28 protein-coding genes are annotated in these 26,255 nt (G+C 33.9%); 17 read left to right on the top strand and 11 right to left on the bottom strand.

Going from position 1 to position 26,255, the window contains the following annotated elements; genetic code table 11:
• Positions 1 to 99: 99 nt before the first annotated feature.
• From DRF58_RS06305 to DRF58_RS06290, 4 genes are all read right to left on the bottom strand, one after another.
• Positions 100 to 1,341: a DUF1015 domain-containing protein gene (locus DRF58_RS06305; RefSeq protein ID WP_116033947.1), complete on the bottom strand. Its 1,242-nt coding sequence runs from the start codon at positions 1,339 to 1,341 to the stop codon at positions 100 to 102.
• 5 nt (positions 1,342 to 1,346) lie between these two features.
• Positions 1,347 to 2,303, bottom strand: coding sequence for a D-2-hydroxyacid dehydrogenase (locus DRF58_RS06300; protein WP_116033945.1), 957 nt, complete (start codon positions 2,301 to 2,303; stop codon positions 1,347 to 1,349).
• A 156-nt stretch (positions 2,304 to 2,459) separates the two neighbouring features.
• The gene (gene serC / locus DRF58_RS06295; RefSeq protein WP_116033943.1) at positions 2,460 to 3,515 is read right to left on the bottom strand and encodes a 3-phosphoserine/phosphohydroxythreonine transaminase; all 1,056 of its coding nucleotides are present in this window, start codon (positions 3,513 to 3,515) and stop codon (positions 2,460 to 2,462) included.
• A gap of 72 nt (positions 3,516 to 3,587) precedes the next feature.
• The gene (locus DRF58_RS06290; RefSeq protein ID WP_116033941.1) at positions 3,588 to 3,938 is read right to left on the bottom strand and encodes a 4Fe-4S binding protein; all 351 of its coding nucleotides are present in this window, start codon (positions 3,936 to 3,938) and stop codon (positions 3,588 to 3,590) included.
• 49 nt (positions 3,939 to 3,987) lie between these two features.
• Here DRF58_RS06290 and DRF58_RS06285 point away from each other — a divergent pair, with 49 nt between their 5' ends.
• Together DRF58_RS06285 and DRF58_RS06280 are read left to right on the top strand one after the other, a co-directional pair.
• Complete coding sequence (locus DRF58_RS06285; protein ID WP_116034004.1) at positions 3,988 to 5,022, top strand: acyl-CoA reductase; 1,035 nt, start codon at positions 3,988 to 3,990, stop codon at positions 5,020 to 5,022.
• Positions 5,022 to 5,282, top strand: coding sequence for a hypothetical protein (locus tag DRF58_RS06280; protein ID WP_116033939.1), 261 nt, complete (start codon positions 5,022 to 5,024; stop codon positions 5,280 to 5,282). The genes DRF58_RS06285 and DRF58_RS06280 overlap by 1 nt, the downstream gene beginning before the upstream one ends.
• Before the next feature lie 39 nt (positions 5,283 to 5,321).
• Here the strand turns inward: DRF58_RS06280 and DRF58_RS06275 are convergent, their stop codons facing one another.
• Together DRF58_RS06275 and DRF58_RS06270 are read right to left on the bottom strand one after the other, a co-directional pair.
• Positions 5,322 to 5,636, bottom strand: coding sequence for a DUF3817 domain-containing protein (locus DRF58_RS06275; protein WP_116033938.1), 315 nt, complete (start codon positions 5,634 to 5,636; stop codon positions 5,322 to 5,324).
• Positions 5,637 to 5,737: 101 nt separating this feature from the next.
• Positions 5,738 to 5,950: a hypothetical protein gene (locus tag DRF58_RS06270; RefSeq protein WP_123902373.1), complete on the bottom strand. Its 213-nt coding sequence runs from the start codon at positions 5,948 to 5,950 to the stop codon at positions 5,738 to 5,740.
• 137 nt (positions 5,951 to 6,087) lie between these two features.
• Here DRF58_RS06270 and DRF58_RS06265 point away from each other — a divergent pair, with 137 nt between their 5' ends.
• Both DRF58_RS06265 and DRF58_RS06260 read left to right on the top strand, forming a co-directional pair.
• Positions 6,088 to 6,435 carry a Crp/Fnr family transcriptional regulator gene (locus DRF58_RS06265; RefSeq protein ID WP_116033934.1) on the top strand — a complete coding sequence of 116 codons (348 nt, stop codon included), beginning with the start codon at positions 6,088 to 6,090 and terminating at the stop codon, positions 6,433 to 6,435.
• 95 nt (positions 6,436 to 6,530) lie between these two features.
• Complete coding sequence (locus tag DRF58_RS06260; RefSeq protein WP_116034003.1) at positions 6,531 to 7,208, top strand: type 1 glutamine amidotransferase domain-containing protein; 678 nt, start codon at positions 6,531 to 6,533, stop codon at positions 7,206 to 7,208.
• A gap of 117 nt (positions 7,209 to 7,325) precedes the next feature.
• Here DRF58_RS06260 and DRF58_RS06255 read toward each other — a convergent pair whose 3' ends face one another.
• Complete coding sequence (locus DRF58_RS06255) at positions 7,326 to 7,733, bottom strand: acyl-CoA thioesterase (RefSeq protein WP_116034001.1); 408 nt, start codon at positions 7,731 to 7,733, stop codon at positions 7,326 to 7,328.
• A gap of 177 nt (positions 7,734 to 7,910) precedes the next feature.
• On the opposite strand from DRF58_RS06255, the gene DRF58_RS06250 reads away from it, so the two are divergent.
• From DRF58_RS06250 to DRF58_RS06195, 12 genes are all read left to right on the top strand, one after another.
• Positions 7,911 to 8,786, top strand: coding sequence for a carbon-nitrogen hydrolase (locus tag DRF58_RS06250; RefSeq protein WP_116033933.1), 876 nt, complete (start codon positions 7,911 to 7,913; stop codon positions 8,784 to 8,786).
• Positions 8,776 to 9,498, top strand: coding sequence for an STM3941 family protein (locus tag DRF58_RS06245; protein WP_116033931.1), 723 nt, complete (start codon positions 8,776 to 8,778; stop codon positions 9,496 to 9,498). The genes DRF58_RS06250 and DRF58_RS06245 overlap by 11 nt, the downstream gene beginning before the upstream one ends.
• A gap of 2 nt (positions 9,499 to 9,500) precedes the next feature.
• Complete coding sequence (locus DRF58_RS06240) at positions 9,501 to 10,556, top strand: agmatine deiminase family protein (protein ID WP_116033929.1); 1,056 nt, start codon at positions 9,501 to 9,503, stop codon at positions 10,554 to 10,556.
• 49 nt (positions 10,557 to 10,605) lie between these two features.
• On the top strand, positions 10,606 to 12,003 hold the full coding sequence (locus tag DRF58_RS06235) for an MFS transporter (protein ID WP_116033928.1): 1,398 nt from the start codon (positions 10,606 to 10,608) through the stop codon (positions 12,001 to 12,003).
• Between the two features lie 474 nt (positions 12,004 to 12,477).
• Positions 12,478 to 13,662, top strand: coding sequence for a class I SAM-dependent methyltransferase (locus DRF58_RS06230; protein WP_116033926.1), 1,185 nt, complete (start codon positions 12,478 to 12,480; stop codon positions 13,660 to 13,662).
• Between the two features lie 125 nt (positions 13,663 to 13,787).
• Positions 13,788 to 15,596, top strand: coding sequence for a translational GTPase TypA (typA, locus tag DRF58_RS06225; RefSeq protein WP_116033925.1), 1,809 nt, complete (start codon positions 13,788 to 13,790; stop codon positions 15,594 to 15,596).
• 87 nt (positions 15,597 to 15,683) lie between these two features.
• Entirely contained in the window at positions 15,684 to 15,878 is a 195-nt protein-coding gene (locus DRF58_RS06220; protein ID WP_116033923.1) for a hypothetical protein, read from the top strand.
• Positions 15,857 to 16,150, top strand: coding sequence for a type II toxin-antitoxin system RelE/ParE family toxin (locus tag DRF58_RS06215; protein WP_116033922.1), 294 nt, complete (start codon positions 15,857 to 15,859; stop codon positions 16,148 to 16,150). The genes DRF58_RS06220 and DRF58_RS06215 overlap by 22 nt, the downstream gene beginning before the upstream one ends.
• A gap of 25 nt (positions 16,151 to 16,175) precedes the next feature.
• Positions 16,176 to 17,009 (top strand): formyltetrahydrofolate deformylase, encoded by an 834-nt coding sequence (gene purU / locus DRF58_RS06210; RefSeq protein WP_116033920.1) that lies wholly within the window; start codon positions 16,176 to 16,178, stop codon positions 17,007 to 17,009.
• Between the two features lie 257 nt (positions 17,010 to 17,266).
• Positions 17,267 to 18,832 carry a glycoside hydrolase family 10 protein gene (locus tag DRF58_RS06205; protein ID WP_116033918.1) on the top strand — a complete coding sequence of 522 codons (1,566 nt, stop codon included), beginning with the start codon at positions 17,267 to 17,269 and terminating at the stop codon, positions 18,830 to 18,832.
• 108 nt (positions 18,833 to 18,940) lie between these two features.
• The gene (locus DRF58_RS06200) at positions 18,941 to 20,044 is read left to right on the top strand and encodes a pyridoxal phosphate-dependent aminotransferase (RefSeq protein ID WP_116033917.1); all 1,104 of its coding nucleotides are present in this window, start codon (positions 18,941 to 18,943) and stop codon (positions 20,042 to 20,044) included.
• Between the two features lie 20 nt (positions 20,045 to 20,064).
• Positions 20,065 to 20,616, top strand: a complete 552-nt coding sequence (locus tag DRF58_RS06195) for a DUF2199 domain-containing protein (RefSeq protein ID WP_116033915.1) — start codon at positions 20,065 to 20,067, stop codon at positions 20,614 to 20,616.
• On the opposite strand, the gene DRF58_RS06190 is transcribed toward DRF58_RS06195, so the two are convergent.
• A complete protein-coding gene (locus DRF58_RS06190) occupies positions 20,617 to 21,489 on the bottom strand; it encodes an AraC family transcriptional regulator (protein ID WP_116033914.1) in 873 nt (290 codons plus the stop codon).
• A 156-nt stretch (positions 21,490 to 21,645) separates the two neighbouring features.
• Between DRF58_RS06190 and DRF58_RS06185 the strand changes: the two genes are divergently transcribed.
• On the top strand, positions 21,646 to 22,242 hold the full coding sequence (locus tag DRF58_RS06185) for a DUF3244 domain-containing protein (protein WP_116033912.1): 597 nt from the start codon (positions 21,646 to 21,648) through the stop codon (positions 22,240 to 22,242).
• Positions 22,243 to 22,373: 131 nt separating this feature from the next.
• Here DRF58_RS06185 and DRF58_RS06180 read toward each other — a convergent pair whose 3' ends face one another.
• From DRF58_RS06180 to DRF58_RS06170, 3 genes are all read right to left on the bottom strand, one after another.
• A complete protein-coding gene (locus DRF58_RS06180; RefSeq protein WP_116033910.1) occupies positions 22,374 to 22,613 on the bottom strand; it encodes a hypothetical protein in 240 nt (79 codons plus the stop codon).
• Between the two features lie 16 nt (positions 22,614 to 22,629).
• The gene (locus DRF58_RS06175) at positions 22,630 to 24,387 is read right to left on the bottom strand and encodes an AMP-dependent synthetase/ligase (protein WP_116033909.1); all 1,758 of its coding nucleotides are present in this window, start codon (positions 24,385 to 24,387) and stop codon (positions 22,630 to 22,632) included.
• Between the two features lie 93 nt (positions 24,388 to 24,480).
• Positions 24,481 to 26,250 carry an AMP-dependent synthetase/ligase gene (locus tag DRF58_RS06170; RefSeq protein ID WP_116033907.1) on the bottom strand — a complete coding sequence of 590 codons (1,770 nt, stop codon included), beginning with the start codon at positions 26,248 to 26,250 and terminating at the stop codon, positions 24,481 to 24,483.
• Positions 26,251 to 26,255 lie beyond the last annotated feature (5 nt).

Raw genomic sequence — 26,255 nt, 5'->3', positions numbered from 1 at the left:
TTAATATTTTGAATTTCAATTTAAAAAGTTAAAACAATAGATTTATAAGAAATAAAAAAAGTGACAGAATATTGTCACTTTTGAATTATCAGTAGTAATTTACTTCATGTCATACATCATCAAAGCTGTAATCAATTTAGGCTCGATTAACGTACATTTAGGTGGCATTTTTATTTCTTTATCAGAGATTTTTAACAAATCATTGAAACTGATAGGATAGATTCCAAAACCTACTTTGTATTCTCCAGAATCTACTTTTTCTTTGATTTCAATAATTCCATCTGTGTTGGATGTTCCTTTGAGATAAGTGATCTTGTCGGTATGTTTGGCATTTTCTATCCCGAATAATTTTTCGAAAATATACTTGTCCACCAAATGATGATCTAGATCGTTTCCATCTTTTAGCTCTTCTCTGATGTTGTGCTTAACGTGTAAACTATAAAATCTACCACCAAGGTACATACTGATGTGGAACTTCTGAGAAGGGAAGTATGGCGCTGTTCCTTTGTCATGGATTTGGAAATCTTCTTTTAGCTTCTCAAGTATTTCTTCGTTTGATAGACCATTTAAGTCATTCAGAAGACGATTGTAATCATTTATTTTAATAGATTGATTGGAAACAATAAAACTGTAAACAAAGTTATAATGTTCTGTTCCGTGAGATCTTTTGTATTTGTCTCTTTGTTTTTTTGCATATTCTGCAACGGAACCAATTCTATGGTGTCCATCTGCAATGTAAAAAGAATCGATTGGGTCAAGAACTTCTTTAAATTGCTGAAGCTTCAACCTATTATCAATTTTCCAAATTTTATGTTTTACACCTTTGTCATCTTTGAAATTGATGATTGGAACATTTTTTTGCTCGTGTGTCATCAAGAGTTCCACTTTGGAGTTGGAATGATATGTTAAAAGAACCGGCTCGGCTTGGATGTTGACTTTCTCCAGGTAATGCGCCATTTTCATTCTACGTTCTGTGATGGTGGACTCGTGTTTTTTAATTTTGCCATCCCAGAAATCATCTACACTTACAAGGCCTAATAATCCTCTGAAAGTACTTTTGTCTGGCAATGTCTGTTCGTAAAGATAATAAGCAGACTCATCTTGGGTTAATTTTTTTTCTTCTAATAATTCCTCATAATTGGATCTTACTTTTCGGAAATTTCTGTCAATATCTTTAGATTTACTTACAACAGCAGGCTTTATCATCTGGATATAAGAATTGTCCAACTGCGCTTTTTTGTTGATCTCTTCCTGAGTGAAATTATCCAAAGAATAAGTCGGGAAAACATCTACATAATCGTGGTTAGGCCTGATTCCTTTGAATGGTTTAAATACTGGCATATATATTATAGTTGAGCTTTTATTTTTATAATTTGTTGCGCTAATTCTTCCCCAATTCTGTTTTGAGCATCCTTTGTGTTGCCACCAACGTGTGGAGAAAGAGATAGGGCTGGATTCATCAAAATCAATACTTCCGGAGTTGGTTCTTTTTCAAAAACATCTAATGCAGCGCCATAAACTTTTCCGCTTTCTATCGCATCCAAAAGTGCTACTTCATTGATGACTCCGCCTCTTGCTGTGTTGGCAATGAAAACGCCTTCTTTCATCAATTCCAATTCTTTTTGGTCTATTAGGTAACCTTCTGTAAGATTTGTATTGAGGCTGATAAAATCCGAATTCTCTAAAACTTCATTTAAAGTTACAGATTTTATTTCAAAATCCAAGGATTGACCATCGAAGAAAGTGAGCTGAACTTTCTCAGTTTTCGGAGTTCTGTTGTAAGCTAAGATTTTCATTCCGAGAGAAATACCCATTTTGATCACTTCGATTCCGATATTTCCCATTCCGATAACACCAAGTGTTTTTCCGGAAAGTTCAGTCGCGTTATTGAATGATTTCTTCAAAGTATTGAAATTAGTTTCCCCTTCTAAAGGCATCAATCTGTTACTTTCGTGAAGAAATCTTGCTAATGAAAAAAAATGGGCAAAAACCAGCTCTGCAACAGATTTGCAAGAAGCTTTTGGTGTATTGATGATATAGATACCTTTGTCAATAGCATATTCTACATCAATATTATCCATTCCTACACCGCCTCGTCCAATGATTTTAAGATTAGGGCATTCGTCAATCAGTTTTTGTCTAACTTGGGTTGCACTTCTTACTAGAAGAACATCTACATTATTATCATTGATGAACTTGCTCAAATGCTCCGAAGATACTCTGGCTTCCAAAACCGTAATACCTGCTTCTTTCAAAAGCAGAATCCCCTTTTCGGAGAGTCCGTCATTAGCTAATACAATCATTTTAAATTCAAAAGTCCTTTAGTTATTGAGTTTTCCTAATATCTTAGAAAATCAAGGTTCGCTAAGATACAATTTTTTCTTCTGATTAACATTATATTAACAAAAAAACGTCCTAGATTAACAAGGACGTTTCTGATTTATAAGAAGAAAAAGTACTTAGATACTCTTCATTACATCTACTAAAACCTGCACACTTTCGATAGGCATTGCATTGTAAATACTCGCTCTGTAACCGCCAACACTTCTGTGACCATTTAGACCGCTGATTCCAGCCGCTTTCCAAGCAGAGTCAAAAGCTTCTTTCTTAGACTCATCTGTCAAAGTGAAAGTCACATTCATAAAAGAACGGTCTTCTACCGCAGCCACACCTTGGAAATTTGGATTGTTGTCAATCTCGTCGTAAAGCAATTTAGCTTTAGCATTATTTCTAGCTTCAGCAGCTGCGATTCCTCCGTTTTCTTCAAGATGTTTTAGAGTCAGGTAAGAAACATAAACCGCAAAAACAGGAGGTGTATTGGACATAGATTCTTTGTCTATATGAACAGTATAATCCAAATAAGTAGGAATAGTTCTTCCAGATTTTCCAAGAATCGATTTTTTCACCACAACCAAAGTTGCTCCAGCAGGACCCATATTTTTCTGAGCTCCAGCATATATCAAATCAAACTGAGAAAAATCCAACTCTCTACTGAAAATATCAGAAGACATATCACAAACCATCAATGTATCAACTTTCGGGAATTCTTTGATTTGAGTTCCGAAAATTGTATTGTTTGATGTGCAATGGAAATAATCGTATTCTGAACCTACAGTGTAATCTTTCGGGATATAATTATAATTAGCTTCTTTTGATGATGCTACAACATCTACATTTCCAATCGCTTTAGCTTCTTTGATTGCTCCGGAAGCCCAAGTTCCGGTATTGGTATAAGCTGCTTTTCCATCAACAGAAAGAAGATTGAAAGGAACCATCAAAAACTGAAGACTTGCACCACCTTGTAGATAAAGCACTTCGTAATCGTCTCCAAGATTCATCAATCTTTTTACAATAGCGCGAGCCTCGTCCATCACTGCAACAAATTCTTTACTTCTGTGTGAAATTTCCAAAATGGATAATCCCATTCCGTTAAAATTTAGAACTGCTTCTGATGCTTTTTGAAAAACATCTTGTGGAAGGATACTAGGACCTGCGCTAAAATTATGTTTTTTCATTAATTGTTAAATTGTTAGGTGTTAAGGTAATTATTTTTAAAAAGCCAAAAGCTGTTGCTAATGGCTTGATTGTTACTCGTTATGAAGAAAAGCTTTTTTTGCTAAAAGTTGTTCTTCTGTTTCCACATTGTCTTCATCAGGAACACAGCAGTCAACAGGGCAGACCGCAGCACATTGAGGTTCCTCGTGGAAACCTTTACATTCTGTACATTTATCAGTTACAATGAAGTAATAATCGTCTGCTACAGGTTCCTGAGCAGCATCTGCATCTACAGTAAGTCCGGAAGATAAAACTACCATTCCTTTCAGTTCTGTACCTTCTGATGCTTTCCAATCTACAGCACCTTCATAGATGGCGGTGTTTGGACATTCCGGTTCACAAGCGCCACAGTTTATACATTCATCAGTTATCTTGATAGCCATTGCTATTTTATTTTTAATTTTGTGCAAAATTACAAAAAAAAAGCCAGCTATGCTGAACGAAAACAAAATTTTGGGACTCGAAAAATTGGGGGATTTCATTAATGATTTTATCAAAAAAGATGAAAACAATTACACTGAAAAAGAAGAACGATTAGCTTATCTGATGAAGCGTTCCGAGATTGAAAACCCTTGGTTTACTCAAGAGAATCAAAGATATAATTTAGAACAATGGAGTAGTCTTTTCACTAAAGATAATGTCAACAATTGGTTGTCTAAATACGAATTGAAAAATACCTCGAAAAGGGTAGGATTGATATTAGCAGGCAATATTCCTTTGGTTGGTTTTCACGATATTATTTCTGTGGTTTTGAGCAATCATATTCCGGTCATTAAATTATCGTCCAAAGACAGATTGATTTTACCTTTTCTTTTAGAATTATGGAATGACTATTCTAATCAGGAAATAGAATATCATATTGTTGAAAAACTAGAAAACTTCGATGCTGTGATTGCAACCGGAAGTAATAATACAGCAAGATATCTGGAATATTATTTCAAAGATAGCCTTAGTATCATCAGAAAAAACAGAACTTCTATCGCAGTTTTGAAAGGTGATGAAACTGATGAAGAATTACAATTGTTAGCCAATGATATTTTCAGATATTTTGGTTTAGGATGTAGAAATGTTACCAGAATTTTGATTCCTCAGGATTTCAAATTAGACCGATTATTTGAAAACTTTGTGAATCATCAAGACGTTATTAATCATAACAAATATGCTAATAATTACGATTACAACAGAGCTGTCTACCTTCTGAATCAGGATCAGTTCTGGGATAATAATTTTGTAATGTTGAAAGAAGATGAGAAGTTATTCAGTCCGTTGTCTGTGATTAATTTTTCTCGTTATGAAACTTTGGAAGAAGCCAAACAATTTGTTGAAACTAATAAAGATGAGATTCAAACGATTGTTGCAAAACCGGAATTAGAATTGGAGTCCATTGGTTTTGGAGAAACGCAGAATCCTTCGTTAGATACTTATGCGGATAATGTAGATACGATGGCTTTTTTGAGTATGGTCTGATGATTGATAAAAATCACATTACTAGCTTCAGTAAAGAATTAACAGAAATTCTTAACCGAGAAATTAAACTTGGAAATCAGATTGCTGAAACTTCAAAGGGTTGGCCTCAAGAGGATGCAATTATTATTTTTCTGGACAAACCTTTTAAAAAACAATATAAATTTGAAAATATTGAATTTAGAAATATTGATGACCCTCATTATTGGAAAGCTGAATACTATGACAAATCGAACAATCATATTTTAGCTTGTAAATTTTGACAAAAAAACGGAGCCTTTTGGATTCCGTTTTTTTATTTATCATTTAACCGTTAAAGATTCCTGTTTCAATTTCTTATCAATTAAGAAAGGGAGAAACGGAACTACCGATGCTATGAGATAATAGATCACTCTCAAAATACTCCAACGGTATTTGAAAGCCGCAACAATCAGAACCGCAAAGTAGAAAAGAAATAACCACCCGTGGATCCATCCAAAATATTTAACAGGTTCTGGTATACCCGCAATATATTTTAAAGGCATTGCGATCAATAAAAGTATCAAATAAGAAACAGCTTCTACCAAAGCGGTATGACGATATAGATTAATCAATTTAAATGGTTTCTCTCCGGACATTTTATATTAATTTGAAATTCTCAAAGACAAAGAAACGAATTACATCCTAGAATCACTCAGTAAAGTTTTGTTCTTAGATTAAATCTTTGTCAATATTCCGATTAGTTGCCCCAATTCACATTTAGTTTGTTTTCATCGGCGAAAGCTTTGCCAGCATCCATAAGATCGATGTACATCTTTTCAAATGTTGATGAGTATTTTTGTTTTATCAATTTTACAGCTTCCTCTTTCTTAGTCGGATCTGCTTTGCTGTCGCATAGTTTAGCGTAATTGGTGTATTCGTTTTTATAGATTGGAATGACAAATTCGTACAAAGCCAACGATTTCTCTTTAATGGCTTTTCTGTTATCAGAATTGGCATTTAGCGTTTTGATATTGTGTAGATTTATTTTTAAGACTAATTATTAGAAAGCATTTTTGATAACTTTGAATTTATTTCATCCAATTCGCGATGGAGAACTGGTGGATTTCTGATTTTCAGGCCTTTTATTCGGGCGAGCCATCGGTCACGAGCATCCATTGTCTGGAAGATGTTGAGTTATATATACTTTCCAAAGATAATTTGGAAAAGATCTGTTTAGAAAATCGCAAAGTGGAGCATTTTTTCAGAATCAAAAATAGTCTGGGTTATGTTGCTTTGCAGAAAAGAATTTTGTCTTTACTAATGACCGATGTTAAAGAACAATTTGAACAGTTCTCGATGCAATATCCCACGCTAAACCAGCGGGTTCCTAAAACAATTATAGCTTCCTATCTCGGTGTTTCCAGGGAGACATTGAGCCGTATTACCCGAAAATAGTGACCTGCGTCACTATGATTTTGTGACTTATGTCTTGTGTTTTTAATTACGATTGGTTCAATTTTGGATTATCAAATTTTAAAAAAATTATCAAAATGAACAAGAGAATATTAATCGTGCTTACGAGCCACGAAGACTTAGGAAACACAGGTGAGAAAACCGGATTCTGGACAGAAGAATTAGCAGCACCTTATTACGCATTACTTGATGAAGGCGCACAAATCACATTAGCATCACCAAAAGGCGGACAGCCACCCATCGATCCAAAAAGTGAAGACCCAACAGCGCAAACCGATGCCACACGCAGAATGGCGGAAGACAAAGAATTGTTGGCGCAATTGAGCGACACCAAAAAATTATCAGAAGTTAATCCTGCAGATTATGATGCGGTGTTCTATCCAGGTGGTCATGGACCATTGTGGGATTTGGCAGAAGATACCGTTTCTCAGCAGTTGATTACAGATTTTTATAAGGCTGATAAACCTGTGGCGTTTGTATGCCACGCGCCGGGCGTTTTAAGACACGTCAAAATCGATGGCGAATATTTGGTTAAAGGTAAAAATGTAACCGGCTTTACCAATACTGAGGAAGATGCTGTACAATTGACAGATGTTGTTCCGTTTCTTGTAGAAGATATGTTAAAAGAAAATGGAGGAGTGTACAGTAAAACGGAGGATTGGCATCCTTATGCTGTGGTAGATGGAAAACTAATCACTGGACAAAACCCAGCTTCTTCCGAAAAAGTAGCGGAGGAATTGTTGAAGATATTGTAAGAAAGTTTTTTAAGTAGTAATATAATGAAACTGTCCTTTTGAGATAGTCTCTACTAGAAGGAAAGCGAATGCTTTCCTTTTTTACATAAAAAGCTCTCTCGTTTTTTTGACAGCCTTTTAAAACTCTGGAGTATTTTTCTCGCTCAGTCGATCGGCAACGTATTCAATTTTTGTTTTGCCATGAGGTTTTGGATTTCCGTTTTCATCTAATCCTACAAAAACCAATTTATCAATCGTAATGATAATCTGATGTGTCATTTTGTTTCTGACTTCGCATCGTAATGTTAACGAGGATTTCCCAAATCCCACGGCTTCAATTCCGATCTCAATAATATCGCCTTGTTTTGCTGAGCTTACAAAATTGATTTCGGAAATATATTTGGTAACTGTTCTTGAGTTTTCTAACTGAATAATGGCATAAAGTGCAGCTTCTTCATCGATCCATTGTAAAAGTCTCCCTCCAAAAAGCGAATGATTGGGATTAAGGTCTTCTGGTTTTATCCATTTTCTAGTGTGATAATTCATCATAAATCTATATCATTTTAATTCGGTGCAAAGGTAAAGTTTCCCGGGGAAAATAAGCGTTCTAGAACATAGAAAATATGCATGATGACATTAATTTTTAGAAATATTAAACAAAATCTTTTGGAGAGATTTTTGATTATTCAGAATCTTAGTATTTTTGTAAAAAATTTAGATTAAATGTCAAAAGTTAAAATAGGTACAGTTCAGATGTCTTGCGTTAAAGACAAGCAGGAAAACTTGAACAAAGCCATTGAAAAAATAAAAGAAGTCGCAGCAAAAGGCGCCGAAATCGTATGTTTACAAGAACTTTTTACGTCATTATATTTTTGTGACGTAGAAGATTATAACAATTTTGATTTGGCAGAAGCCATTCCTGGGCCGTCAACCGATGCACTTTCTGCAGTTGCTAAAGAATTGGGTGTTGTTATTATTGCTTCATTATTCGAGAAAAGAGCTCAAGGTCTTTATCATAACACAACGGCTGTCATAGATGCAGATGGAACTTACTTAGGTAAATATCGTAAAATGCACATCCCTGATGATCCTGCTTTTTATGAAAAATTCTATTTTACGCCAGGTGATTTAGGTTACAAAAATTTTAATACTAAATTCGGAAGAATTGGCGTGTTGATTTGCTGGGACCAATGGTATCCGGAAGCTTCAAGAATTACAGCTTTGATGGGAGCAGACATTATGTTTTATCCAACAGCGATTGGTTGGGCAACAGACCAAGACGAGGAAACCAATCAAGATCAATATAATGCGTGGCAAACCATTCAGCGTTCTCACGCAGTTGCAAACGGCGTTCCTGTAGTTTCTGTAAACAGAGTAGGCTTCGAGCAAGACGGTGCTATGAAATTCTGGGGCGGAAGTTTTGTAACTAATGCTCAAGGAAAATTGTTGTATTTAGCTTCTCACGATAAAGAGGAAGTTGTGGTAACAGAAGTAGACCTTGCTCAAACCGACTATATGAGAAAGCACTGGCCTTTCTTAAGAGACAGAAGAATCGAAACTTATTCGCCGATTACCAAACGTTTTATTGATGAAGAGTAAAATCAATAAAAAAGATATATTAATTTATATCATATTTTTATTATTTACTTCAATGTCAATCTATTCGTTAGTGAATGGAGGTGGAGATTCTGAACGAAAATTCATTATAAACTTAGGAACTTTAATTTTTTTCGGAGGTGGTGGAATTGTTTATTTCTTTTTGAAAAATAATTTTGGTTCGGAAAAATTAATTGATGATAAAACTAAAATTATTTATGAAAGCAAACAGAAAGCTTTTTTTTCATTTTTGGGAAGTTTAGTCTTTGTCATTATGGGAATTATTATGATTATATATAATTCTTATTTTGATGGTAGAAGAATGAATCCACAGATAGCTTTCTTTATAGGAATTATTTGTGTTTCTTTTTTTGGATTAATTCTTTTAGTTTCTATTAAGCGATTGATTAATGCCAAAAGAATACTAATTGAAATTACAGAATCAACTTTAAATATTCAAATTGGTTTTCTGAAAAATGAAATAGCTAAAATTCCAAAGAATGAAATTGTTTCAATAAAAGAGCATATTGTACCTCCGAATAATTTTGTTTTAATTTTTGTTAAAGATCCTGAAAAGTATATTAGAAAAGGTTTTCTAAAGAACACCAACTATAAAATAACAGGAACGCCAATAAATATTAATCCAATAACTACGAATTTTTCAAGTAATGAAATTTTAAAATTTCTGAACAAAAACATCAATATTGAAAACTAAAAATGAATAAAATCCCTGAAAATATCAATCTTTTAGATTACACTTTCCCAGCAGAATGGGAAGAACACGAAGCAACGTGGCTCTCTTGGCCTCACAAAGAAGAATCTTGGCCGGAAAGAATCGATTTGATTTATCCTGCTTACGCACAATTCATCGCTGAGTTGACGAAAGGCGAATTTGTTTGCATTAATGTAAAAGACCAAGAGATGCAGGCATTTGCAATGGAACATATTTCGAAAGCTGGAGCAGATATTTCGAAAGTCGAATTCTATTTCCACGAAACCAACGATGCTTGGTGCAGAGACCACGGTCCGGCATTTTTGGTTAATAAAAATGGAGAAGAGCCAAAGAAAATCATTGTGGATTGGGGTTTCAATGCGTGGGGAGGAAAATATCCGCCATTCGAATTGGATGACGTAATTCCGACTAAAATTGCAGAAGAAAAAGGATTGCCTGTTCTTTATCCTGGAATTATTATGGAAGGTGGTTCGGTAGAATTTAACGGAGCTGGAACTGTTTTGACTTCCAAATCTTGCTTGCTTAATGAAAACAGGAATCCACATCTTTCTCAGGAAGAAGTAGAAGAGTTTTTGAAAAAATATTATGGACAAAAACAAGTTCTTTGGGTAGACGACGGAATTATAGGAGATGACACAGACGGTCACGTAGACGACACCATCCGTTTTGTAAATGAAAACACAGTTCTAACAGTAATCGAAGATAACCCTGAAGATGACAATTATGAAATTCTTCAAACCAACCTTCGGCAATTGGAAGAAATGACTTTGCTAAACGGCGAAAAACTGAATATCATCAAACTTCCAATGCCAGACGCAGTTTATTGTGAAGGTGAGAGATTGCCTGCTTCTTACGCCAATTTTTACATCGCCAACAAATCGGTGATTGTTCCGACTTACAGATGTGATAAAGATGAGGTAGCTTTGGAGATTATTCAACAATGTTTTCCTGATAGAGAAGTGGTTGGGATAGATTCTACCGATATTATTTGGGGATTGGGAAGCTTCCACTGTTTGAGCCAACAAGAACCTTTAGTATAAAATCAATCCGCTGAAAAAGCGGATTTTTATTTTTTAGTAAATTTGTGAAATGAGCGAAACTTTGCCTCTAGATTCCGTTAAAAAATTTCTTCCACTGATATTAGCTACTGCGATTTTTATGCAGATGCTGGATTCTACGATTCTGAATACATCTTTGCCTTCAATTGCCAGAGATTTGAACGAATCTCCACTTAATATGCAGAACACAATCATAAGTTATGTTCTCACATTAGCTCTATTTATGCCTGTCAGCGGATTTTTGGCGGACAAATTCGGGACTAAGAATGTGTTTATTCTATCTTTGGTTTTATTTTCAATCGGTTCATTATTCTGCTCATTATCACAAAATCTAACAGAATTGGTAATTTCCAGAGTAATTCAGGGCGTTGGCGGAAGTTTGATGACTCCGGTTGGGAAACTCGCACTCATCAAAACATTTGACAAAAGCGAACTTCTCAAAGCAATGAATTACGCCATTATTCCTGCGTTGATTGGTCCCGTTTTAGGACCTTTGGTTGGTGGATATTTGGTCGATTATTTGTCTTGGCATTGGATTTTTCTGATTAATATTCCGATTGGCGTTTTAGGAATTGTTTTAGGTTTAAAATATATGCCGAATTACAAATCTCCCGTCATCGATTTTGACTTGAAAGGATTTCTAATTTTCGCAATGGCTTCGTTATCACTTTCTATTTCATTAGAATTATTCGGAAATGCAAAAAATATTACGCCAGTTTTGTTGGTGTTTTTGTTAGGATTCTTGATGTTGTTTTTTTATTATAAACACGCCAAAAAAGATAATAATCCCATATTTCCGCTCAATCTTTTTCAGGTTCGTACATTCAGAGTTGGGATTTTGGGGAATTTAGCGACAAGATTAGGAATCAGTTCTATTCCGCTTTTGGTTCCGTTGATGATTCAGATTGCTTACGGACAATCGGCGTTTACTTCAGGTTGGATTGTTGCTCCAATGGCACTCACATCGATGTTTGGGAAATCTGCAGTTATCAAGATTTTGGATAGATTTGGTTACCGTTCCACATTGATGGTTAATACATTTATCATCGGTTTTCTGATTTGTTGTTTGGCAATTCCGAGTATTCATAGTTCAATTTATTGGTATGTACCGCTTTTATTATTGCTAGGATTTTTCAATTCGATACAATTCACTTCAATGAATACGATTTCGATTGCTGACCTCAGAACTTATCAGACGAGCAGTGGTAATTCTTTGGTTTCTGTTAATCAACAATTTGCGATTGGATTTGGAGTTGCATTTGGATTAATTATTCTAAAGATTTTTGAAGGCGACACTAAGTTTATTCATAACGAGATTCACAATGCTTTCCGTTATACGTTTCTAGTTGTTGGTTTTCTCACGATTCTTTCTGGTTTGGTTTTCCGAAGACTGAATACTAGAGACGGCGATAATATGAAATCGGTTTAAAGGATTATTAAACATTAAATCACAAAAGTCACAAAAGAAAAATTATAAAAAAAATCTTTATAAAGAGCAAAAAGTTAAGGTCGTTATCCTTATTTAAACTTTTGATAAACTTAAGGAAATTTAAAACTTTTGTGACTTTTGTGGTTTTCGAAACAGATTTTAACAGTTAAGATTTTGTTTAATAACCTTAATCAAATCAATTTATTGATTTCTTAAATTCTTTTAGACTAAAATAGCTTAACTTCTTTTATTTAAAATTAAGAAACTAAATTTTATCTTAGAGCTTGTTTAAATTTGTATCAGAAATGATTTTATAACCACATAGACACATAGTTTTTGTAAAAATAAGAGAAAAAATAGTAAATATAATACTTCTTTTTTTTTCTTTTTGCACTTAATCTTGAGGTTTTCTATGTGACTATGTGGTTTTGATTAATTTTTAAACAAGCTCTTAATTAAATTTTTAGTAGTCGTATGGATTTTTCAAAATTAATTTCTTCTGATATTCAAAATTATATCAATCAAAATCTCAATTCTGATTTAACTAAATTATTATTAAAAAAATCGCCATTTGATAATGTTTCGATGCAAGAAATCGTACAACAAATTAAAGGTAGAAAAACAGCAGAAAAGAAGTTTCCATTCTTGACAAAGGAAGGAATTATTTTTCCTCCAAATCTCAATCTCGAACAAGCTTCATCACAATCAACTGCAGAATATAAAGCTCAAAATTTAAAAGGAAAATCTTTCCTCGATTTGACTTGCGGTTTCGGAATTGACGCTTATTTTTTATCAAAGAATTTTGATGAAGTTACTTTAATAGAACAAAATCCAGAATTGATTTTAATCGTTGAGAATAATTGGAAAGCTTTAGATAGAAAAGCGAATTTCATTAATGAAAATCTTGAACAATTCTTAGAAAGTCTTCGAGAATCTCAGACTGATAATGGAAAAGGTTTCGATATCGTTTATCTTGACCCAGCAAGAAGAGACCAGCAAAACAAAAAGAAATTTCTTCTGGAAGACCTTTCTCCAAATCTATTAGAAATCGAGGAACAATTACATCAGATTTCAGATAAAATTATTGTGAAATTGTCGCCATTGATTGATATTTCATATTTAATTTCAGAATTGAAAAACATTAGTGAAATTCAAATTATTGCATTTAGGAATGAAGTGAAAGAGCTTTTATTAATTATTGAGAATAAAGAACAAAGAATAAAGAATAAAGATGTTGAGATTAGGTGTGCGAATCTTGAATCTGATGAACCTGATTTTTTATTCAAATTCAATGATGAAAAATCAGCAAAATCTGAGTTCTCAGAAACTTTGAAATTCCTTTATATTCCAAACAATTCGATTTTGAAAGCGGGTGCATTTAACATCATTTCAGAAAAATTCGGATTGAAAAAACTTCATCCAAATACTCATTTTTATACTTCAGAAAACAAAATTGAAAACTTTCCTGGACGCGTTTTGCAAATTGAAAAAATCGACGCAAAAGATTTGAAAAAAGGAGAGAAGTATAATTTGATTTCTAAAAATTATCCCTTGAAACCAGAAGAAATCAAGAAAAAATATAAACTGAATGACGGCGGAAATCATTACCTGATTTTCACGCAATCTATTAGTGGGAAAGAAATCCTAAGAAGCCTTTAATTTAATTTATTGATTAACAAAGCTTTAATTAGATGTTAATTATTTAGCTATATTTTTAAAAATAATTGAATCAGAGTTTATCATCCCATAAAAATTCACTACATTTGCACGCGTAAAAAATGGATATGCAAAACATTAGAAATATAGCGATTATCGCACACGTTGACCACGGAAAAACGACGTTGGTTGATAAGATTATTCACGCAACCAACATCTTCAGAGAGAATCAGGAGAGTGGTGAGTTGATTATGGATAACAACGATTTGGAAAGAGAAAGAGGAATTACGATTCTTTCAAAAAACATTTCTGTAAATTACAAAGACACAAAAATCAATGTAATTGATACACCTGGTCACGCCGATTTTGGTGGTGAAGTAGAAAGAGTTTTGAAAATGGCTGATGGTGTAATCTTGTTGGTAGATGCATTCGAAGGACCAATGCCACAAACGAGATTCGTACTTCAAAAGGCTTTGGAATTGGGGCTAAGACCTTTGGTTGTAATCAACAAAGTTGATAAGCCAAACTGTCGTCCGGACGAAGTTCACGACCAAGTTTTTGACTTATTCTTCAACCTGGATGCTACTGAAGAGCAGTTGGATTTCCCAACATTCTACGGTTCATCAAAACAAGGTTGGTTCAATACTTCATTAGAAGAAACTGATAACATTTTCCCATTGTTAGACGGGATTTTACAATACGTTCCAGAACCGAAAGTAACTGAGGGTAACTTGCAAATGCAGATTACTTCATTAGATTTCTCTTCTTTCTTAGGAAGAATTGCAATCGGAAAAGTAACAAGAGGTGAGGTTAAAGAGTCTCAATGGATTGGTCTTGCTCAGGCAGACGGAAAAATTGTGAAAGGAAAAGTAAAAGAACTTTACGTTTTCGAAGGTCTTGGAAAGAAAAAAGTAACTGAAGTACAAGCTGGAGATATCTGTGCTGTTGTAGGTTTCGATGCGTTCCAGATTGGAGATTCTTTCGTTGATTTAGAAAATCCTGAACCATTGGAAAGAACTGCGATTGATGAACCAACGTTGAATATGACGTTCTCTATCAATAATTCTCCTTTCTTCGGTAAAGACGGTAAATATGTTACTTCTAATCACCTTAAAGAAAGATTAACTAAAGAATTAGAGAAAAACTTGGCATTAAGAGTTCAACAAACTGATGATGCAAACACTTTCCTAGTTTTTGGTAGAGGTATTCTTCACTTGTCAGTTTTGATTGAAACAATGAGAAGAGAAGGTTATGAAATGACAATTGGTCAGCCACAAGTTATCTTGAAAGAAGGCGAAAATGGTGAAAAATTGGAGCCTTATGAATCTTTGGTTGTTGACGTTCCTGAGGAATTTGCTTCTAGAGTTATCGATTTGGCAACTCAGAGAAAAGGTGACCTTCACATTATGGAAACTAAAGGTGAAATGCAACATATGGAATTCGAGATTCCTTCCAGAGGTCTTATCGGATTGCGTTCTCAAATGTTGACTGCAACTGCTGGTGAAGCTATTATGGCGCACCGTTTCACAGAATATAAGCCTTTCAAAGGTGCTATTCCTGGAAGAAACAATGGCGTACTTGTAAGTAAAGGAACTGGTCCGGCTACAGAATATTCTATCAACAAACTACAAGATAGAGGTAAGTTCTTCGTTGATCCGGGTGAGGAAATCTACACTGGTATGATTATCGGTGAGCAAAACAAGCCGGGAGATTTGGTTGTAAATATTGTAGAAGCTAAACAGTTGAACAATATGCGTGCAGCAGGAAAAGATAAAGATACTGGTGTTGCACCAAAAATCTTGTTCTCTCTGGAAGAATGTATGGAATATATCCAAGCTGATGAAGCAATAGAGGTTACGCCTAACTTCATCCGTATGAGAAAGAAAATCCTTTCTGAAGAAGATAGAAAAAGATTGGAAAGACAAGCTAAAGCTTAATCTTCATAAATTTAAAAGCCTTCATATTTTGAAGGCTTTTTTGTTGATAGAAAATTGATTAACTTAGCTTAGTAAATTCATAAAGATATGACAATCACTAAAGAAAAATTGAAGAAACATATAGATGACTTTCCAGATGAAATCAGTATTGAGGAAGTTATTGAGAGATTGATTTTCATTGAAAAATTGGAAGAAAGGTTGCAGGAATCTGACAAAAATGAAACAATAGATGAAGACCAACTCAAAAATGAGATTCAGCAATGGTTTACATTAAATGGCTAAAATCTGCAAAATTAGATTTTAAAGATATTTATGATTATATCTCGCACGATTCTATGAGATACGCTCAATTGCAAATTGTAAAAATTCAAACCAAAACAGAAATTATAAAATCAAATATTTTCATTGGAAAAATTGTAAGCGAAACCAATGATGCAAATATTAGAGAAATAACGGAAGGAAACTACAGAATCATTTATAAGATAATTTCTCAAAATGAAATTCACATTTTAATGATTCATCACGGAGCTAGAGACTTATTAAGGAGAATATAAATTCTTTTTTTTATTAAAAAACATTATGAAACAATTTACCATAAAAATCACATGCAAAGACGAGAAGGGTTTGGTTTATAGAATCTCCGAAATCCTTTTGGAGAATGGACTTAATATTATCAAGAATGACGAATTCGTGGATAATGAGAAAGCGTTGTTTTTTATGCGAACAGAAGTTTCAGGAATCGCTGAACCGGCAAAAGTAATTGAACAACTCAAAAAACAATTAGGCGATTGCTCAATAGAATTAAGTCAAAACGAATCCAAAAATGTGGTGGTCTTGGTGACTAAAGAACATCATTGTTTGGCGGATTTGCTGATAAGAAATCAGTTTAAAGACCTTAACTTTAATATTGTTGCAGTTGTTGGGAATTATGAAAATCTGAGAGAATTAACGGAGAAATTCAATATTCCTTTTATTTATATTCCTGCAGAAAATATTACTAGAGCAGAACACGAAGAAAAAATCAAAACGGTTCTTCACGATTATAATTACGATTATCTAGTTCTGGCGAAGTTTATGAGAATCCTTTCTCCTGATTTTGTAAAGGATTTCGAAGGGAAAATCATTAATATTCATCATTCATTTTTACCGGCTTTTATCGGCGCGAATCCTTATAAACAGGCTTTTGAAAGAGGCGTTAAAATCATCGGCGCAACGGCGCATTTTGTAACAAACGATTTGGATGAAGGTCCGATTATTTATCAGGATGTTATCAAGGTAAGCCACTCCAAAACAGCGAAAGATTTGGCAAAAATGGGAAAAGATGTCGAACGAATTGTTTTGGCAAATGCACTCAAATTAGTATTCGAAGACAAAGTTTTTATTGATGGAAACAAAACCATTATTTTTGAATAATTAAAATGATAAATTGTTAAACACAAAGACACAAGGTTTTTTTTCAAGCATAAAATATTTGATTAAGACACAAAGATTTTAACTTCGTTAAAATTGAAAAATCATTGATTCTTTAGTGCCTTAAAACTGTTTTCAAAACAATTAATTTTGTGTCTTTGTGTTTAACTTTAAGCTTTTGAAGTTAAAAAATTATAAAAGCATCCAATTATCCTGATGCTTTTTTGTATTTCTGATATTATCGTTTAGTTTTGCAAACTATGCGTTTCAGATTATCATTTTTCCAAATATTATTGCTGGCAGTTTTTGTGGTTTCTTGTGCTACAAAAACTAAAAAATCGCCTTCAAAATCGGGTATTAAGAAACCTGCTGTAAAAACAGAAGTAAATCTTCCACCAAAACCTGTTGTCAAATTAGATAACATCGATTTGCCTGAAATCAAAAGAGAGTTCCGTGCGGTTTGGATTGCCTCAGTGGCGAATATCAATTGGCCTTCCCGAAACAATCTTTCCGCAGACCAGCAAAAGCAGGAAGCTGTTCAGCTTTTGGATTTATTGGTAAGTTTGAATTTCAATGCGGTTATTCTACAAGTTCGTCCTTCTGCAGATGCTTTGTACAAAAGTCCACACGAACCTTGGTCTTATTTTTTAACAGGACAAATTGGCCAAGCGCCTTATCCAGAATACGACCCTTTGCAATTTTGGATTGAAGAATGCCATAAACGCGGTCTGGAATTTCACGCTTGGCTCAATCCGTTTCGTGCACATCATTCCAACGGTGGACAGATCACATCAGAATCGATGGTGAAAAAATCATCAGATAACATTGTTAAATTGAAAAACGGAATGTATTGGTTTGATCCGGCTGACGACAGAACGCAGGAACAAGCGTCGAAAGTGGTGAAAGATATCGTTTCCAGATATGATGTTGATGGAATTCATTTGGATGACTATTTCTATCCTTATGCCGAATATAATGGAGGGAAAGATTTTCCTGATTACAAAACGTGGTCAGCTTACCAAAACTCTGGCGGAACACTTTCCAGAGCAGATTGGAGAAGAGCAAATGTCAACAAATTCGTGAAGCGAATCTATGACGAAATCAAAGCTCAGAAAAACGATGTCAAATTCGGAATCAGTCCGTTTGGAATATGGAAACCTGGGTATCCTTCAGGAATCAAAGGGTCTTCTCAGTACGATGAATTGTATGCTGATGCCAAACTTTGGCTGAACCAAGGCTGGATCGATTATTTTACGCCACAACTTTATTGGCCGATTGACTCAGCAGGTCAAAGCTTTCCACTCTTGTTGCAATGGTGGAACGATGAAAATATAAAAGGTCGCCATCTTTGGCCAGGTTTGAATACGGTTGCCATAAAATCTTCAAACAGGGCGATAGAAATTGCTCGTGAAATAGATGTAACAAGACAAATCTTGAAAAAAAATACAGGAGAAGTCCATTGGAGTATTGCCGGAATCACAAAAAACTATGCAATGCAACAGGAATTAAAAACCAATTCCTACAAAGAAAAAGCTTTGATTCCCGAAACTACTTGGTTGGCTTCTAAAGAATTACCAGAATTGAATGTAACTTGGAAAAAACAATCTAATAATATTTCAATCAATTGGAACAAACAAACCGAGGCTTTGTCTTATGTGATTTATTTAAAATATGGAAACAATTGGCAAACAGAAATCCTTTCTCCGGAAATCATTAGTAAAAATGTAGCTTCAGAATCTAATGGGAAAAAACTTTCGACAATTGTTGTGAGGTCTATGAATAAGCTTGGGAAGTTGGGTGGTTATAAGGTTGTTTTGGTAAATTAAATTGCTATCCCCAAAACCTGTTACAATTCTTATTCAAAAAAAATTTTTTCAGTAGTAAACTAAATATTTCAAATAAAACTCTAATTTTATTGAAATTTTGAAATAACTATGTCTATCAACAGAAGAGACTGGCTGAAAACTGCTTTTTTAGGAAGTGCTGCTTTGACGCTTTCGCCATTAGAATTTTACGCAAAAGAAACCCCAAATTTCAACTTATTAAAAAAGGATAACGAAACCATCCGACTTTGTTTCAACGAGAATCCTTTTGGAACATCGCCGAAAGCTTTGGAAGCGATGCAAAACAGTCTCAGATTTTCATCTTTGTATGATTTCAAGTTTGCGGATATTCTGAGTGAAAAATTGGCAGAAATCAATCAGACTAAAAAAGAAAATCTTTTGGTTTCTGCAGGTTCATCTTTTCTGTTGGAACTGATTACCAAATATGTTTCGATTAACAAAGGACATTTCATTATTCCAGACCCGTCTTTCACGATTTTTGAACCGATTGCTGAGTTTCTAGGAATGTCAAAATCTGTAATTCCTTTGAACGACAAAAAGAAAATCGACCTTGAAAAGATGAAAAATTCTATCCAAAAGGACACGAAACTTATCTATATCTGTAATCCGAATAATCCAACCGGAGATTTGCTTTCAAGACAGGAAATTGAGAATTTTATCAAATCAATTCCAGACAATATCATCGTTTTGGTGGACGAAGCTTACATTGAATTTACGACTCAGAAATCTCTTAGTGATTTGGTTGATGTTTACAAGAATCTGATTATTACACGAACATTTTCCAAACTTTACGGATTTGCCGGCGCAAGACTAGGTTATGCCATCGGAAACCCCAAATTGATTGTTGAATTGAAAAAATTACAAAGCTGGAGTGGTGCAGAAATCAGTGTGGTGACAATGGCCGGTGCAATTGCAGGAATTGATGATAAAGAATTTATCAATAAAGTTTTGGATAATAATCAGAAAGTGAAAGATTTTACGATTTCAGAATTTAATAAACGAGAAATTAAAACCATTCCGTCTTCTGCGAATTTTATTTATTTTTCTTTGGAGAATTACAAAGGTGATTACTTCAAAAAATTAAAAGACGCTAAAATCCTTGGTGGAAAAACTTATGAGCAAAAAGGGAAGTGGACGAGAATAAGTCTTGGAACGATGGAGCAGATGCAGAAGTATTTTGAGATGATTTCGTAATTATATGAAATAATAATCGAATGAAACTGTTCTCATTTTTTAATAAAAAAGAAAAAAAAGTAGCATACAAGTGTTCTTGCTGTGGTAAGGTTTATGATGAATTGCCTCTTTGTTTTGGCTCAGATTATCCTAATTATTACTTTTCTATTCCTTCTGATGAAAGAGAAACTCGCATTGAACTTAAAGAAAGTTTATGTGTAGTTGATGAAAAACATTTTTTTCATCGTGGTCGATTAACAATTCCTATTATAGATTACAATGAGAATCTAATATTTAATGTTTGGACTTCTATTAGTGAGGATAATTTCGGCAAGCGTATGGATTTATGGGAAAATCCTAATAGAGTAAATGAAGAACCATATTTTGGTTGGTTGCAAACAAATGTTCCAACTTATGGCGAAACATTGAATATAAAAACGATTGCAATTGAACAAAATGTTGGATTAATTCCTGAAATTAAGTCTATTGAAGAAGGACATCTTTTGACAATTGAACAAGAAAACGGAATTACATATAAAAGAGCATTAGAAATAGTTGATGAAATAATGAAGTATCAACATAGTTTAAATTAATCAATCCAAAACATTACTAAGCTCCTTCCTATATTGTGAAGGATTTTTTTTTGTGTATTCTTTAAAGGTTTTATTAAAGTAACTGAAATTGTTGAAACCACTTTCAAAACAGATTTCGTTGATGCTCAAGGGTTGCTCTGTGAGTAGTTTTAAAGCGTGTGTTATTCGATATTCATTAACGAATTGTGTGAAAGTCTTGTTCGTGATTTTTTTGAAATATCTGCAAAAAGACGGAACTGTCATTGTTGCCAATCCTGCCACATCTTCCAAAGCAATCTGCTCTTTGAAATTATCTTTCACGTGATTGAAAATCAGATTGATTCGGTCATTATCTTCTTTTTGCGTTTGCAGATAGTATTTTCCTGCATTCAGGATTTGAAAATCTTTGGTGTCAGAAAGTTCTTTCAGGATGTCGATTAATTTCAAAAGTCTGTCGAGAGAAGAAGCTTCTGATAGAATTTCCATTTTCTCACGAATCGATTTTTTCACTTCATCACCGAAAACAATTCCTGATTTTGCGGTATTCAATAAAGCTAGAATTCTGCTCATCTCAGGAACATTCCAAAAAGATTCACCTAAAAAATCGGGAGAAAATTGGATGACAATTTCGTAATCGTTATTGGTATTTTCATTCGTCATTCCACAATGCGGAAGATTGCTTCCAATCAGAATCAAATCGCCATCGGAAAAGTGCGAAATGTTACTTCCAATCTGTCTTTTCCCTGAACCACCACATACGAAAATCAGCTCAATTTCAGGATGATAATGCCAAACATGAGACTTGATATTCTCATTTTTCCGGAATTTGAGAAGCGTAAAACTACTGCCTATATTAGGATTAATAGCTTCGAAAGAAGGATTGTGATGTTTCATAATTCAAAATTACAAAATATATTTAATATTAACTTTATTGCAGTTGTTAATATTTATTTAATGTTAATATAGAACATATATGTGAAAATAGCATTGTATCAATTCCTATTTATCCATCCTACATTTGCAATGTAAAACAATTAAAACGATACTGATATGAAAAATATAATGAAACTAAGCTTACTAATCGGAGCATTTTTGATTTCAACAAGCTTTTCAGCTAAAGATGGCGTATTCTCAATCTCTCTAGGAGAAGTAACTGCAAAGACTTTACACTTTGAGGTTTCTAATGCGCAGAATGTTTCTCTTTATCTATATGATGACAAAAAAGGTGAGATTTATTCAGAAAATACTGGAAACAGAGAGGTGGTTGAAAAGTCTTATGACCTTTCTAACTTGACAGAAGGAAATTATTATCTTGTTGCTGAATCGGCGATTAAAATTGAAAAATATAAAGTGACTATTGGTAAAGATGGTAAAGTAGTTGCTGATAAAACACCAGTTTCTGCGATTAATAAACCAGAATATACCATTAACAAAAACGTTGTTAAATTAAAAATGTCAAATGTAGCTGGAGACGTAAAAGTGTCTATCTACGATACTGCAAACAATACTTACTATAGTAAAGATAATGTTGCAAAAGATGGATTAATCGATTTGACTTTTGACTTAAATCCTGAAAATCCTGAAACTTACATCATCAATGTAGAAAAAGACGGTGATAATTTCAGCAGAATGATTTCTCTAAAATAGTTTCACAGAAACTAAGGTTATATATATTATTTTCATAAAAGCTTCATAATTTGTTTATGAAGCTTTTTTTGTTTTTGCAGTATAAACCTATTTGATTAATTTTTTTTAGTTCAGGTGATTAAAAAAATGTGCTAGTTTAGATTTTCAAGTGCATTTTTCAAAAACTGAATACTTGTTTTATTAATTTTTGACTGACTTAGTTTATTATCCCATTGCGATAAAATCTCTTCCACAACTTCGTCTTCACATTCGTATTTATCCTCTTCATCAAACATTACAGCAGTCGCAAAATGAATCAATTCTTCTTTGCTGACTTCATCAGAGAGGAATCTTTCACAGATTTTTATCAATTCTAATCGGGTTATAATCATATTTTACATTAATTTTTTACCTATCATAAAGCTTTTCATACAACTTAATAAAATACTCTTTCACTGCTTTTCTTTTCAGTTTTAAAGTAGGAGTGAGAAGTCCATTGTCTTCTGTCCAAATTTCCGGAGTTAATTCAATTTTTTTGACTTGTTCCCATTTGCCGAGATGTTGATTGATTTTCTCAATTTCCTTCTCGATTTCAGATTTTAAATCTTTAGAATTGACAATGTCTTCCAGTGAAGTTCCAATATTGATATTATTTTTTGAAGCCCAAGTTTTAGCATATTCAAAATCAGGCTGAACAAGCGCTGTCGGCATTTTTTCACCGTCACCAACCACCATAATTTGTTCTATGAATTGAGATGCTTTTGCAAGATTTTCAATCACTTGAGGCGCAACATATTTTCCACCGGAAGTTTTGAACATTTCTTTTTTTCTATCAGTAATGAAAAGAAAATTATCCTCATCCAAAATTCCAATATCTCCAGTTTTGAAATAACCGTCCTCTGTAAAAATTTCTTTCGTTTTTTCCTCGTCTTTGTAATAACCTTGAGTCACAGTAGGACCTTTAACCGTGATTTCGCCATCTTCTTGGATTTTCACATCGATGTTTTTGATTGGTCTTCCAACCGAACCGATTTTTGTAAATTCAAAACTATTGACTGCAATTACAGGCGAAGTTTCCGTCAATCCATAACCTTCCAGAATCGGAATTCCGGCAGCGTGAAACATTGTATTCAATCGTTTTGATAAGGCGGCAGAACCAGACACCAATGTTATTATATTTCCTCCCAAACCTTCTCTCCATTTGCTAAAAACGATTTTGTCCGCAATGATGTGAGCCAAAGATTTTGCACTTCCTAATTTGTAATTTTCAGCAACTTTCAAAGACCAAAGAAAGATTTTAGCTTTGATTCCACCGGATTCTGTTCCTCTTTTATAAATCGCATCATAGACTTTTTCCACCATTCTCGGAACAACCGTCATATATTGCGGTTTTACTTCTTTTAGATTTTCGCTGAGTTTCTCATTACTTTCAGCAAAATACATAGAAATCCCGTTGGTTGTGAAAAGATAAAGAATCATCCTTTCGTAAACGTGACAAAGCGGAAGAAAGCTCAAAGCTCTGTTTTTGGAATCCTTATGCGGAATTCTGTCTTCACAACCAATCACGTCGGAAACGATGTTTTTGTGTGTCAGCATCACACCTTTCGGTTTTCCCGTCGTTCCGGAAGTATAGATAATCGAAGCCAAATCATCTTCAGAAATCGAATCTTTAATCGAATCAACTTCCTGTTGATTGTCATTCTCTTCTCCTAAATCAAAAAGCTCTTTCCAGTTTTTAGCATTATCAACTTTATCAAATGTAAAAATCTCCTGCAAATCGGGTAATTGATTTTTAACAGAATTAATTTTCTCAAACAATTTCGCATCCGAAACAAGACAAATCTTAGAATCCGAATTTTCCAGATTATAAATACAATCTTCACCAGAAATAGAAGGATAAATTGGAACGGTTACAACACCGATTTGCAAAGCAGCTTGGTCAAAAAAACACCATTCAACTCTGTTGTTTGAAGAAGTGATAGCGATTTTATCTCCTTTCTTGAGACCATATTTTAATAAAGCTCTTGATAATTGATTCGTGATTTTGATATAATCATCCGTTGAGATTTTCTCCCATTTTCCATTTCTTTTGTCGCAGATGAAATCATCTTTTTCGAAATTAGCTTTCGAATAATAAGGAATATCAAAGATTCTTTTTACTTCCATTTTCTAATACGATTTTTAAACCAACGTTTAACGCAAATATAAATAAATATGAAAAACCCACAGAAAAAAAGCTATCCATTGGATAGCTTTAGTTTATTCTTTGTACATTCTGTCGTATAAATCTTGGAATTCTGCTTTAATAGCTTTTCTTTTCAGTTTAAGCGTCGGCGTCAAGAGTCCATCATCTATTGTCCAAACTTTGGGTGTTAATTCAATTTTTTTGATTTGTTCCCATTTTCCAAGATGTTGATTTATTTTTTCGATTTCTTGTTCAATTCTTGATTTTACAGCAGGATTGGCTGCAATCTCTTTTTGAGAATCTGATATTTTTACATTATGAAGTTCTGCCCAGTTTTTAGTAAAAGCAAAATCTGGCTGAACCAATGCACATGGCATTTTCTCGCCATCGCCGACAACCATAATCTGTTCAATAAATTTGGAAGCTTTAGCTAAGTTTTCGATAACCTGAGGCGCGACAAATTTTCCACCAGAAGTTTTGAACATTTCTTTCTTTCTATCTGTAATGAAAAGGAAATTATCTTCATCCAAAATCCCAATATCTCCGGTTCTGAAATAACCATCGTCAGTAAAAGCTTCTTTGGTTTTTTCTTCATCATTATAATAACCTTCAAAAACAGAAGGCCCTTTCACGACAATTTCGCCATCGGATTCTATTCTAACGTTCACATTTTCCAACGGAATTCCAACAGAGCCTACTTTCACTTTTCCGAAGCTATTTACAGAAATTACCGGCGAAGTTTCTGTCAATCCGTAACCTTCTAGAATAGGAATTCCGGCAGCGTGAAACATAGTGTTCAATCGTTTTGATAAAGCAGCAGAACCGGAAACTAATGTGATTAGATTTCCTCCCAAACCTTCTCTCCATTTTTTGAAAACCAATTTGTCTGCGATCGTGTGCATAAAGGATTTTGGTTCTCCCAATTCATATTTTTCAGCAATTCCTAATGACCAAAGGAAAATTTTGGATTTTATTCCACCAGAAGCTGTTCCTTTATTATAAATAGAATCGTAAACTTTTTCTACCAATCTTGGAACAACCGTCATATACTGCGGTTTAACTTCCTTTACATTGTCACCAATTTTCTCAATACTTTCTGCGAAGTAGATAGAAATTCCGTTACTTAAATAAAGATAGAAAATCATTCTTTCGAAAACATGGCAAATCGGAAGAAAGCTGAGAGCCTTCATATCCTTATAATCCAGACTTTTATCTTTTGGAATTCTAGGCGTACTTGCAGTTACATTAGCAACCAAATTATTATGAGTCAAAGGAACTCCTTTAGGTTTTCCAGTCGTTCCAGAAGTGTAAATAATTGTCGCAACATCTTCAGGATTAATTGATTTTGATAAATCATCCACTTCTATTTGAGTTGCATCATTTTCACCAAGGTCAAGAATTTCATTCCAATTTGGCGCTCCATCGATATCATCAAATGTAAAAACACCTACTAGTGAAGGAATATTAGGTTTTGCATTAGTCAGTTTTTTATAGAGATCTTTATCGGAAACAAAACAGTATTTGATTTCAGAATTGTTGAAGATGTAAACATAATCTTCTTCGGAAATCGTAGGATAAACCGGAACTGTGACCACACCGATTTGAGAAATACCCAAATCCATCACAGCCCATTCCGTTCTGTTATTAGAAGATATCAGACCGATTTTGTCGCCAGGTTTTATCCCAAGTTTCAAAAGACCTCTGGAAATTTTGTTCCCTTGATTGATGAACTCAAGAGTTGATGTTTTAATCCAAGTTCCGTTTTTTTTGGTGACAAGACAATCTTCTTTCGGGAATTTTTCGAAAGCAAGAGTAGAGAAGTCGAATATTCTTTTAACGTTCATAAAAT

This window comes from Epilithonimonas hispanica (assembly GCF_003385395.1).
Classification (GTDB): domain Bacteria; phylum Bacteroidota; class Bacteroidia; order Flavobacteriales; family Weeksellaceae; genus Epilithonimonas; species Epilithonimonas hispanica.
Note: the sequence above shows the minus strand (reverse complement) of the source record. Positions and strands in the feature narration are given on the sequence as shown.